Source organism: Eisenbergiella porci (assembly GCF_009696275.1).
In the GTDB taxonomy this organism is placed as follows: Bacteria; Bacillota; Clostridia; order Lachnospirales; family Lachnospiraceae; genus Eisenbergiella; species Eisenbergiella porci.
Genome location: NZ_VUMI01000002.1, coordinates 201,451 through 213,534, shown reverse-complemented (window position 1 = coordinate 213,534; position 12,084 = coordinate 201,451). Strand labels below are relative to the sequence as shown.

10 protein-coding genes are annotated in these 12,084 nt (G+C 52.1%); 2 read left to right on the top strand and 8 right to left on the bottom strand.

Going from position 1 to position 12,084, the window contains the following annotated elements; genetic code table 11:
- Positions 1–430: 430 nt before the first annotated feature.
- Positions 431–1,183 carry a response regulator transcription factor gene (locus tag FYJ45_RS02100; RefSeq protein ID WP_154463227.1) on the bottom strand — a complete coding sequence of 251 codons (753 nt, stop codon included), beginning with the start codon at positions 1,181–1,183 and terminating at the stop codon, positions 431–433.
- Between the two features lie 2 nt (positions 1,184–1,185).
- Complete coding sequence (locus FYJ45_RS02095; RefSeq protein WP_154463226.1) at positions 1,186–2,913, bottom strand: cache domain-containing sensor histidine kinase; 1,728 nt, start codon at positions 2,911–2,913, stop codon at positions 1,186–1,188.
- Positions 2,914–3,187: 274 nt separating this feature from the next.
- On the opposite strand from FYJ45_RS02095, the gene FYJ45_RS02090 reads away from it, so the two are divergent.
- Together FYJ45_RS02090 and FYJ45_RS02085 are read left to right on the top strand one after the other, a co-directional pair.
- Positions 3,188–3,706: a transcription repressor NadR gene (locus FYJ45_RS02090; RefSeq protein ID WP_154463225.1), complete on the top strand. Its 519-nt coding sequence runs from the start codon at positions 3,188–3,190 to the stop codon at positions 3,704–3,706.
- Positions 3,707–3,922: 216 nt separating this feature from the next.
- The gene (locus FYJ45_RS02085) at positions 3,923–4,990 is read left to right on the top strand and encodes a PTS transporter subunit IIC (RefSeq protein WP_154463224.1); all 1,068 of its coding nucleotides are present in this window, start codon (positions 3,923–3,925) and stop codon (positions 4,988–4,990) included.
- Positions 4,991–5,224: 234 nt separating this feature from the next.
- Here the strand turns inward: FYJ45_RS02085 and FYJ45_RS32035 are convergent, their stop codons facing one another.
- From FYJ45_RS32035 to FYJ45_RS02070, 6 genes are all read right to left on the bottom strand, one after another.
- The gene (locus tag FYJ45_RS32035) at positions 5,225–5,497 is read right to left on the bottom strand and encodes a PD-(D/E)XK nuclease domain-containing protein (protein WP_330588494.1); all 273 of its coding nucleotides are present in this window, start codon (positions 5,495–5,497) and stop codon (positions 5,225–5,227) included.
- Positions 5,494–5,919, bottom strand: coding sequence for a hypothetical protein (locus FYJ45_RS32030; RefSeq protein ID WP_330588493.1), 426 nt, complete (start codon positions 5,917–5,919; stop codon positions 5,494–5,496). Before FYJ45_RS32030 ends, FYJ45_RS32035 begins: the two co-directional genes overlap by 4 nt.
- Positions 5,895–6,239, bottom strand: coding sequence for a P-loop NTPase family protein (locus FYJ45_RS32025; protein ID WP_330588492.1), 345 nt, complete (start codon positions 6,237–6,239; stop codon positions 5,895–5,897). Before FYJ45_RS32025 ends, FYJ45_RS32030 begins: the two co-directional genes overlap by 25 nt.
- On the bottom strand, positions 6,239–6,508 hold the full coding sequence (locus FYJ45_RS32020) for an AAA family ATPase (protein ID WP_330588491.1): 270 nt from the start codon (positions 6,506–6,508) through the stop codon (positions 6,239–6,241). The genes FYJ45_RS32025 and FYJ45_RS32020 overlap by 1 nt, the downstream gene beginning before the upstream one ends.
- Before the next feature lie 348 nt (positions 6,509–6,856).
- The gene (locus tag FYJ45_RS02075; protein WP_154463223.1) at positions 6,857–8,557 is read right to left on the bottom strand and encodes a molecular chaperone HscC; all 1,701 of its coding nucleotides are present in this window, start codon (positions 8,555–8,557) and stop codon (positions 6,857–6,859) included.
- Complete coding sequence (locus FYJ45_RS02070) at positions 8,554–11,994, bottom strand: J domain-containing protein (protein ID WP_154463222.1); 3,441 nt, start codon at positions 11,992–11,994, stop codon at positions 8,554–8,556. Before FYJ45_RS02070 ends, FYJ45_RS02075 begins: the two co-directional genes overlap by 4 nt.
- Positions 11,995–12,084: the final 90 nt, after the last annotated feature.

Here is a 12,084-nt window from a genome sequence, read left to right as displayed (position 1 = left end):
TATAATATCTTCTACATTTTTCAACTTGTTCTTATCACATCTGTCAATCCAGCACAACCCTGCCGCATAGCCAAAGGAATGCGTCCGCCTGTGTGGGGCTGCCGCTGTATTTCTTCTCCGGGGGCGGCTTTGGGGGAGTTTCCGGTCCATAGGAAAAAACGGTGATGTTTCTTACTGCTTCCGGAGGCCGAAATTCTGCCGCCCCTAGCGGCCTGTCTGACGAACACAGGCAACGGCCGCTCCCAACGCCCACGGCTGCCCACTACCCCGTTGCCTGCGGAGGAGTTTTGGCCGCGCTGGCAGAATTCCGGCCTCCGGAAACAGTTAGAAACACCCCGTTTTTGAGACTGGACCGGAAACTCCCCCAAAGCCGCCCCCGGAGAAGAAATACAGCGGCAGCCCCACGCAGGCGGACGGATTCCGCTCCCCCCTACAACTGGCGCCTGTAGGCTGCGGGGCTAATCCCCGTGGCCTTTTTGTAGACCTTGGTAAAATAAAAATAGTCCGGATAGCCCACTCTTTCCGCAATGGCCTCAATGCTGTCATTGGTAGTGCGCAGGTATTCCTGGGCCTTCTGAATCCTTACCTCCATCAGATGTTCCCCAAAGCCTTTTCCGGTTCTCTTCTTTATGAGACTGCTGATGTAGCTTTCACTCATTTTAAACTCACCGGCAAGGGTGGCAAGCGTCAGTCCCTCTCCAAAATGCTCCTGGATATATTTTACCATATTCTGCACCTGGATTTTTTCCGACTGGTAGCCCTCATCCTCATTTTCTCCGGAAAGTTTTACCCCCCCCCCTGAATTTTTCCCGTCCAGTATGCCCTTCACCTTGGACAGATATTCTATCAGCTCCTGCTCCTCCACCGGCTTTACCAGATATCCGGCGCAGCCGTACTGCAGGGCCTTCCTGGCATATTCGAAATCCGTATAGCCGCTCACCAGAAGCACCTCCGCCCTCAGCCCTCTGTCCCTGATAGTCTGCAATAGTGACAGCCCGTCCATTCCCGGCATACGGATATCCGAAATGATCAGATCCGGATTGGTTCTGATAATCCGTTCCAAAGCCTGCTCCCCGTCCTCGGCTTCCCCGCTGACGGCAAAGCCGTAATCACTCCAGTCAATCAGATTCTGCAGCGTCATCAGCGCCCAGGGTTCATCATCCGCTAAAAAAACATGATACATCTCTATCTACCTCCCGCCGGCAAAACCATTGTAATTTCCGTGCCTTCCCCGGCCCTGCTTTCCACCGTAAATTCAGCCGCCGTCCCGTAAAAAAGCCGCAGCCGCCTGTATACATTCAGGAATCCGATTCCGTGACCGTCATCAGGAATCGTACCTTCCCTGTCGTAGCATTCCATGGCCTGGCGCAGCTGTACAAGCGTCTCCTCCGGAAAGCCCTGGCCGTTATCCTTTACCACTGCCACGATTTTCTGTTCCGTCCCGCTCACGGCAACGTGCACCACGCCCCCGTCCACCTTCGTTTCCAGGCCGTGGAGCACCGCATTTTCCACCAACGGCTGAAGCAGCATTTTGGGAATTTTGACCAGATAGACTTCCCGGGAGGCTTCCACCTCCACCCTGTGTTTTCCGTTGAAGCGGTACTGGATGATTCTGGCATAACGCTGCAGATTTTCCAACGCCTCCCGCACGGTTACTGTTTCCTCTCCCTGTACGCTGTACCGGAAAAAGCTGGACAGCGCCATTGTCAGTTCTGCGATTTCCTTTTCCCCGTGATATAGCGCCATTCCCCGGATACAGTTAAAGGTATTGTACAGGAAATGGGGATTGATCTGGCTCCGATATGCAATCATTTCCGTCTGTTTTTTTGCATACTCCATCTCCAGATATTTCCGGTTGGATTCGATAATTTCCCCGTTGAGCTTTTCGATATCATCCAGCATCTGGTTCATCTTATGGGCCATTTCCCCGATTTCATTCTCCTCCAGCACCTCAATACGCTGATGGGTATCCTCCGTAAAGCCCGCCATAAATGCCGTCTGGCGGGAAATGGGATAAATGATCCGCTTATACAGCATGGCGCACAGGAAAATCATCATGGAAACCACCGCCAAAAAGGTCACATAAGTAATATTTCTCATCTGCTCCGCCCCGGTAAGCAGCGCTTTCTTGGGGATCACATTCACAATCCGCCAGCCCGTCGTGCCTATGTAATCCGCGTAAACAAGCCTTTTTTTATCCTCCAGCGCCGTCTCAAAATCCCCGTAATAATCTTCCCACTGCCCGGCTTTGACAATGGCCCTTCCATTGCCGTCCACAATCGCAATGGCCGAATCCCGGTTTAACAGCGCCCGATCCATGATTTCCTGCAGATTTCCCACATTGAATAAAAGGTAAGCGCTTCCCAGCAGTGTATAGCCGTCCGTCTCCTCCTTATAGATGGGAAGCCCCACCTCAAAACATGCCTGTTTCGTAGCTCCATCCCACATTCTGCCTGAAAAATTCAGCATTTCATTCAGTTCTAGCTCCGGCTTGTCCAGGAAAACATTTCCCAACGCAAAAATCAGGTTTCCATCCTCATCATAAAAAATGATGTTTTCCAGGTTCCGGTTGATTCTCCGGTTCATTCCAACCATCCCCTGGACGCTCTCCAGCATTTCCCAGCGTTCATAGCTGTCCGCAGCTTCCAGAAAGGCAAGCACGGAATCATTTTTTACCACATTCATGTACATGTTCTGAAGATCCTCTTCGACCTGCTCCAGCTGCTCCCTGGCCTGTTTGTAAATGACCCTTGAGGAATTCCTGGACTGTTCCATTGTTGTGGAATTGGCAATATACCCGATGATCAGAAAGGACAGCAGCAGCACCATCCCCATAATGATAAAAATAGCAATATAATCATGGAGCAGCCGTTTCCGCCTTCCCCTGATTTTATCCGTTATGTACTGAAACATTTTCTGAAAGCCCCTTTTGTAACTTTTTCCTTATTTTACCACATCCAGGCCTGTTTGCACATACACCGGGGCCGCCTAATTCCGCCTGAGGCTGTTCCGCAAGCGGCGTTACGTCCATGTCCCGGCATCCCCGCCTTGCACCCGCGCCCTCCCTGTGCTAAAATAAAACCGCCTGATACCGGTTGATAATGGCCGTTTTCCTGCCCGTTTACAGATAAATACGGCACGGATCCAGCCAACCGGCCAGTTGAAATATTTTTCAGGAGGTAATCACATGGATGGAGAACAGCGCAGGGAAGCCCTGCTTCAAATGCTGGGAGATGCCCGGGAGCCTTTGTCAGGATCCGCACTGGCCCGCAGGCTGGGAGTGAGCCGCCAGGTCATCGTCCAGGATATCGCGCTCCTGCGGGCGACCAACCGCGATATTCTTTCCACCGCCAGGGGATATCTGCTCTATAATCCCGCCGGCGCCCATTGCAACCGCTGTTTTATGGTGTCCCACTCCACACAGCAGATTGCGGATGAACTGAATACCATTGTGGATCTGGGCGGCAAGGTGCTTGACGTGATCATCACCCATCCCATTTACGGCACCATTACAGTGAACCTGATTATTTCCAGCCGCAGGGATGTGCAGGAATTCGTACGGAAAATCGCAACCAAACAGACCAAGCCTTTAAAGGAGCTTACCGATGACATCCATTACCATACGGTGGAGGCGGAAAGCGAGGAGGTCCTGGATTCCATCGAAAAAGCCCTTGCCGAAAAAAAATACTTGCTTTCGGCACCCTGATGTGCTATTTTATACCTCAAGGTGACAAGACACATGTAAACACATATGTAAATGCAATTGTCACGGCATAGGGAACAATTTATGCCGTGGCATTTTTTCTGCAGTATTCTCTGCAAAAAAGCAGTAACCGTTCAGATAACCGGACTGCTGCAAAACATATCCTGCCGCCTGACTTGCATAAATATGCCCGCCAGGGCATCAGAGGGGATGAAGAATATGGAAAAAGTAAAGAAACTCTGCAACCGGATTTTTATTGACGGCCTTTCCGGCATGGCACAGGGACTGTTTGCCACGCTTCTGGTAGGCACCATCCTGGAACAGGTGGGCAACCTCATCGGCGGCACCATCGGCGCTTATATCATCGTCGTTGCCACCGTAGCCAAAAAGCTCACCGGCGCGGGAATCGGCATCGGTGTCGCCAGCAAATTCAAGGAGCCGCCTCTTGTGACCGTATCCGCCGCTGCCGCAGGCATGATCGGCGCATATGCCAAGACCATCATTGGCGGCACTATTCTGTCGGAGGGCATTTTTACCCTGGCAGGCGTGGGGGAACCGCTGGGCGCTTTTGTCGCCGCTTACCTGGCCGTGGAAATCGGCGGGCTGGTGGCCGGGAAAACAAAGGTCGATATCCTTGTAACACCCATTACCACGATTACCGTAGGCTCTGTTGTCGGTCTTTCCATCGGCGTTCCCATCGCCGCATTTATGACCAAGGTGGGCGAACTGATCAACTGGGGCGCCGTACAGCAGCCCTTCTGGGCAGGCATCATCGTTTCCGTCCTGATGGGCATTGCCCTGACGCTTCCTATCAGCTCCGCCGCCATCGGCGTATCGCTGAACTTAAGCGGAATTGCCGCGGGGGCCGCAGCCGTGGGCTGTGCGGCCAATATGGTCGGCTTCGCCGTCGCATCCTTCCGTGAAAATAAAACGGGCGGGCTGGTGGCGCAGGGGCTGGGCACCTCCATGCTCCAGATGCCAAACATCATCCGCAAGCCTGTGATCTGGCTTCCCGCCATTCTGGCCAGCGCCATCCTGGGGCCGATTTCCACCTGCGTACTCGGCATGACCAACAATGCCACCGGAAGCGGTATGGGGACCTGCGGCCTTGTTGGACAGATCATGGCGTTCCAGACCATGACCGGTGAAGGGATGGGCGCCGCCCTGGTACTTCTCCAGATCCTGCTGATGCATGTGGCTGCCCCTGCCATTCTGGCGTTGCTGTTTTCTGAGCTGATGCGGAAAAAGGGATGGATTAAGCTTGGGGATATGAAGCTGGATATCTGATTTCAGCAAAATGGCAGACCGGAAATCTGCCCCACTGCCGCGAAGGCCAAATCCCCAATGCTGGCATAGCCGCCCGGCTCTTTGCCCACGGCAATAAATCTGAAAAATTTAAAATAATCCCGGTCCGCCTGTTGCTGCGGGACCGGGATTGTGTCTTTTTATATGGGTTCATAACTGTCTGGACTGCGCAGCTAAATGCGTTGGCCTGACTAACAGTTATGTTTCTTTTATCTTTTATCTGCACATCACTTTACAGAGCTTCTTATAAAAGGAAATCCCATATTTAATAAAAATATGGTAGCCTTCCAACCTTAGTTCAGCATCATATTGCTTCTCTTCTATCTGTATAAGCGCTTCCTCCGCCTTTTCCACCAGCTGCGCATAGGTATCCGCCACCTTAAGCTCCATGATAATGGCAATCCCGTCATAAGGGGCAGACAAAAGCTGAAGGACGCTTCTTCCCAGTCCGCTTTCCCGGTTGGACTTGATGGTATAGCCGTCCATCATTTTAAGAAGGCCCCCAGAAAGCTATGGTAATATTTCTCACGGTAATCGTAAAAGCTGATTGTCTCCATCAGGTTTACCGAAATCTCCCTTTCCAGCAGCTGTGTGTCCTTCTTCAGCAGCGCACTGTAAATCCCGGTCAAATCCTTGTGACGGATCTTTCTATCGAACCATTCCAGAATCGTATTCTGGTATATATATTTCACTTCCATATTGGGAATCGCCAGCGTCAGATAGGCAGTTACATCCTCCAGACGTTCCTCTACTTTTTTCAGGTATCCTGTGAAAAAAAGAAAATTCCAGAGATTATCCGCCGTCAGGTAAATGTCCTCATAAGTGATATCCTCATGTACCGGCTTTTCAATGGTACCTCCCTCTATCAGCGTCTCCATCTCCTGCTTTACACTGCTGTCAGCGCGTTCCACCAACTCCCGGATGATACTGTTCGATAAGGTGTTTGCCCAGTACGGCCTGGGAATTGCATCCTGTCCAGCCTCAGCTTATCTACATACATCAGTATGCTCCAGGGATTATAAACCTCTGTCTTCCCAAACTGATAACCGTCATACCAGGCTTTTCCTTCCTCCTCACGTCCTGTAATACCATAATACTGAAGCATCCTGTCCACTTCTGCCTGGGTTAACCCAAACTGCTCGGAATAGTCTACATCAAGGAGCGATACCATTTTCAGATTATTAAATCCTGTAAAAATACTCTCTTTGGAAATTCTTAAACAGCCTGTCACTACTGCAAATTCCAGGTTTGCATCGGCTGTTTGGCAGATTTTAAAGAAAAACTTATCACCGGATACTGCCCCATATGTTTTGTATACAGCTCACCTGCTTCCATAATCCGTAAGCCTTCAAACAGACTGCTGTTATCTGTTTCGATGCCATTTTCATCATAAGCCTTTTCAAAGTAATATTTTAACATACTAAGGCTTAAGGTTTTGCCAAATCTGTGAGGACGCATAAACAGACTAACTTCGCTTCTGTTATCCAGAAGTTCCTTCACGAATCCGGATTTATCAACATAGAATAGTCATTTTCTATCATCTCTTTAAAATCTTCAATTCCGATAGGCAGCCTTCTTTCCATAACAGTTCCTTTCCACCAGCGAACAGTGCTTCTCTTTACTCTCCAATTAAAAGTATGCCCTGATTCCCGGCTTTACGCAATTCTGAAAACAGAAGTATACACGAATCAATAATGCAGCTGATTAAAATGCACGGTTTATAAACTTCTCCGCCTTCTAAACAAAAAATTGAAAATATTTTACTACTTTTTCAGAATTCGCAATACGAAGTTGGTACAGGGAACCATTCGATATAATTCAGGTGTTTCCCTGCCGCCATTGTCCAGCTCAGTCCTCCCAGAACTCATCCAACTCCTTCAGCGCCTCCTTCAATTCCTCCCTTGCCGTTTCAATTTTCCCATTGTCCCTGGTATCCAGAGCGGCCTCAAATTTTCTCAGCTCCAGCTCAATGGCCATGCGCTTGTCGCCCAGGCTCTCCTCATAGAGCCGTTCGCATTTCAGCAGAAGCAGCTTGTTCTCCTCCTGATCACGGGGATGGATTTTCAGGAAGGAAAGCTCCCGGAACCGTTCTTCGATTTCCTCATCCGTCATCTGCACCTCTTCACCCTTGATGATTTTCCGCGTCATCTCCTGGGTGGAAACCACGGTGGCCTCCACCTCCAGGATGGAATTGATATCATAGGTATAGGTGATGTCTATCGCTTCCTCTCCCGCCTTGTTTTTGGGCACCTCAAGCTCTACCCTTCCAAGGAGCAGGTTATTGGAGGCGAAGCGGCTCTCCCCCTGGAGGACAGGGATGCTGATTTTGGTCTGATCATCATAAATTGTATAAAAACGCTCCGTCCTGCTGGCGGGTATCACCGTGTTCCTTTCAATGATAGGACAGAAATGCCCGCTCTCATACTGGCCGGAAATGCGTTCCTTCACCGCCACCTCCGTTCCCAGGGTAAAGGAGCAGACATCGGTAAGGATCACCTCGCGGATAGCGTCGTTTCTGTCCTTCATGGCAGCCTGGATCGCCGCTCCCAGCGCCACAGCCTCATCGGGATTGATGTGGGTATCAGGCACCCGGCGGAACAGCCTGCCGATAAACTGGCGCACGATGGGCAGTTTGGTTGCGCCTCCCACAAGCACCACCTCGTCTATCTGGGACAGACGGATGCCGGCGTCGGAAAGACTCCGTTTCACGGGCTTGCGTATTTTTTCAAACAGCGGAGCGCAGGCTTCCTCGTACTCTGATATTTTAAACGTCTCCTCCCATTCCTCCCCATCCATCACACAGCGCATCACGCTGGAGCGTTCCTCCGAAAAACCCAGCTTGCACAGCTCCGCCTGTTTTTTCAGGTAAAGCCTCGTTTTCAGGCTCAACGTTTCCTCCTCCAGCCCCCGGCGTTTTAAAAACAGCTGGTAAAGGACCTCGGTAAAATCCTCCCCGCCCAGAAAATTGTCCCCGGCCACGGCGCGGACCTCCAGGATGTTGTCGTACATTTCCAGGATGGAAACGTCAAAGGTGCCACCGCCCAGATCAAATACCAGGAACTTGCTTGCTCCCTTTTTTTCATACAGCCCATAGGCGATCGCTGCGGCGGTGGGTTCGCTGATAATCCGCTCCACCTTCAGCCCGGCCAGCTCTCCCGCGCGCTTGGTCGCTTTTCTTCTGGAATCGTTAAAATAGGCGGGCACGCTGATTACCGCTTCCGTCGCCTCCTCGCCCAGAAAGCTTTCCGCATCCTCCTTCAGGGAACGCAGGACAAAGGAAGAAAGCTCCTCTGCCAAAAATTCCTTTTTCCCTAACCGGTATTTTCTGCCGGTTCCCATGCTGCGCTTGAAAACCTCGGCGGCAGTGCCGGGATAGAGCGCCATTCTCTCCCTGGCGGTCTTTCCCACATAAATCTGATTTTCTTCATCCATGCTCACTACGGACGGCGTAAGATGGTGTCCCAGACGGTTCGGTATGATTTTCGGCCCCTCCTGCGTAAAATAAGCGGCCAGGCTGTTTGTCGTCCCCAGGTCAATTCCTATAATCATTCTTTTTTCCCTTTCCTGATCTTTGTCTTACCCGCCCGTCCGGCGGCCTTCGTGCACTCCTCCAGACTCTTTTCAATACAGATGTTTCTTCCTCCGATCTCAAATGCCGTGCGGTAATAGCCGCAGGCCGCATCATAATCCTCCGCCGCCTCCGCAAGCATTCCCAGCGCCTGATAATACTCCCAGCATGCAGGCTCAGTACATTGCTGGCAGATTCTTCCCCTGTAAGATCCGGCCGCTTCCCCCTCCGGCTCCTGCGCCTTCATGCAGGGAGCCATTGCATGGAAGCATTGCGCCGCTTCCGTAAGCCTGCCGGAATAATAAAACAGCTTTCCCACCGCAAACAGTCTGGCATTCCTGTACTTTTTCGCCGACAGATATTCCTTCAGGGAACCGTACTTCTTTTCGATAATGCCAATGGATTCATCCGCGTAGCTGCGGGCTTCCTTCCATTTCCCCCGGAAAGCCGATATTTTCGTCATATCATTTACATATTCCTCATACAGAGAGTCTGTTTTTTTCAGGAAGGACTGCGCTGATTTAAAAGTCTTTGCCGCCTTTTTGCCGTCTCTTAAGCTGTCCAGGTAAAGCTCCGCCAGCGTAAGGTACGGACGCAGATATTCCGCCTCCTCCCGCATGGCCCGCTCACAAAGCTCTATGGCAGTCTGATATTCTCCCATCTGCTCATAAATCCCGGCCAGCTTCGACTGATAGTAGGCCTTGCGCACTCCCTTCAGCTTCAGGATCTCCTCCAGGATCTGTCTGGCTCTCTCCAGAAGCTCCGGCGTCCCGATCTTCTCCAGAAGCTTCACATAATCCCAACGCACAGCGGCGGATTCCGGGAATTCCGCAATATTTTTCTCATAGGCGGCGGCCGCCCGATCCAGCTGGTTCATTCTTTCATAGCATTCTCCCAGCCCTCTGAAAAAAACGGTGGATTCCTTTTCCGTGCGCAGCGAAATCGCCTTCTCAAACATTTCTACCGCTTCCTCATACTGTCCCGCATACTTCAGTATGCAGGCCCAGTTGTAGTAAGCATAGGCATTGTCAGGTTCCAGCCTGGCGGCCTCCCTGAAATCCTCCTGCGCCTTTTCCCATTCGCAGCTCTCTATGTAAAGCTGTCCCCTTTCAATATAATAATAGGCTGTGGGGGTCTGCTTCAGCTGCCTGCAGGCATAGTCCAGCGCCTTGTCGTAATCCTCCCTGCGCTCCCGGCTGCTGTACTTTTCCCGGTAGATGGCCGCAAGGCGCCCGCAGGCGCTGGGGTGCTCCGGATCCAGCCGCACCGCCGCCTCCAGGCACTCCCTTTCCTCTTCCTCCCGGCCGCCCTTCCTATGGCAGGCAGCCATGTCCGTCCAGATATTCGCGTTATCCGGTATCTGCTCCTTCACCTCCTCATAAGCCTTCAGCGCCTGGGTAAAGGAACCGTTCTGATAAAGCAGATCTCCCTTCACCCACACATAAACATAGGCTGACGGGTCAAAACGGATAGCGTTATCTATCAGCTCCAGTGCATTTTTCAGTTCTCCAAGGCTCGAGTGGCACAACGCCATTTCCCGGAAAACCTCCGCTTCCCTGCGATCCAGCTCGGAAACTGCCTCCCCGCCGCTGTCTCCGTCCGTCTTGCGCTCCTCCTCCAGCTTCTTAAGCAGCCCGCCGGAAAGCTTCAGCACCTCCTCATACTGCTCCTTTTCCTTTGCCAATGCCCTCTTTGCCTTCACCTCCATCAGATCCAGCTTCCGGCTGTCCACCTCCGTCTGCGCGGCCTGTTCCACAATATGAAGCACGTCCTTATACTGCCTGTAAATCTGGAAAACATCGGCCGCCAGCTCATAAGGCCGGGGCAGCGCCGCATAAATCTCCTTAATCCGGTAGAAATCATCCACCACCTGCTGCGCCATATGCAGCGCATAATAGTCCTCCTGCCTAGTCACAAGGGCGGGCAGGTAGCCGTCGTTAAGCCCCAGAATAATATCGCACACATCCACGCTTTCCTGATATCTTCCCAGCTTGAAAAGCGCATCCGCCTTCTGCTGGTAGTAGGCGGCGTCTTTCCGCTGCTCCAGCGCTTTCCCGGCCGCCTCCAACGCCCCTTCATAATCCTCCTGCATCTTCCTGGAGGCCGCCAGAAGGCTGTAGGCGGTGCCGAAACGGGCGGGCAGCTCCGCCTTCTGGCTTTCCGTTTCCGCCTGTTCCAGGCGGATGCTTTCCAGCCAGGAGAGGAACTGCTCCTCCGCCTTTGCATATTCCTTTTCATTGTAATAAAAACGGCCCAGCAGGCTGTGATACTCCGCGGAGTTTGCCTGATCCGGGACGATCCCCTCCATCAGAGAAACTCCCGTTTTACTGTCCTCATTCTGCAAAAGGCACCAGCCCAGCTTGAAAAACAGGGAAAGGTTTTCCTTTTCCGCCTCCCAGTTTTTCCGGTACAGGGGAATCAGCCGTCCATTGACCTCATGGATGGCGTCTCTTACATCCTGCGTGTCATAGCCGGCGTCCACCAGCGCGATCAAACGCTTTTTGGCTTCCTCCACTTTTCCCCGTTTCATTTCGAACTGGCTGCACCGCAGGCACGGCAGATAGCTTACAGGCTCCTTTTCAAGCACCGCCAGGAAATCCAGGTAAGCGCCGTCCTCGTCTCCCGCCGCCTGCCTGACCTGTCCGGCAATATCCCTCAGCCAGGGATCCTCCGGCATCTTTTCCGTCACCTCTTCCATCAGCCTGCGTGCCTCTTCCTTTTTATCCTTCTGCACCAGTACGGCGGCATAGACCGCGGCCGCGTAAGGGTGGCTGATCCCTGTTTTTCCCAGATCCTCATACAGGCTTTCCGCTTTTTCCGTATTCCCTTCCTGCCATGCGCTGCGCATTTCGTAAAAACAGGAAAGCCACGTATCATAATCCGCGTCCTCCTCCCCTTCAAAAAGGGCATAGGGGAACCATTCCTCCTGGGTGCATTTATTCTGCACATACTGCAGGAAATCACCGGGAAAACGTTCTCCCAGATCCTCCATATCCTCCATCAGGGAAAATTTCTCGTCTATGATTTTCCAGATTTCCGAGGGCAGACGGAAGTGATCCATCAGAAAGCGCAGCAGGCCGTCCCTTGCTTCCAGCGCCGTCTCCAGATCCACACAGACATCCTGTTCCAGCAGACTTGCCCACAATTCAGTATCCAGCCTGGAGGACAGCCTGCCATAGGCTTCCTTCACCTCCCAAAGCCAGTCCCCCACCGGTCCCTCCGGCAGCTCCTCCTCAGGCTCCTGCGTTTGCGCCGCCAGACGCAGCGCCTGCTCATAAGCCTCCCGCAGACGCTTGAACCCTTCCGGATCATCCTCCGGGTTGGTCCGCGCAAGCTTCTTTCTGTAAGCCTGCTTTATCTGCTCTTCCTCCTTTGTGGGTTCTGTTTCCAATACCAGCCATATCTGTTTTTCGTCCATTGTCGCATCACCTCTGTTAATCTTTCACCCAGCATCCGATCTTCCCGCTCATGAATACTATTTTACTATGTTGGATTTTTACTTTCAACA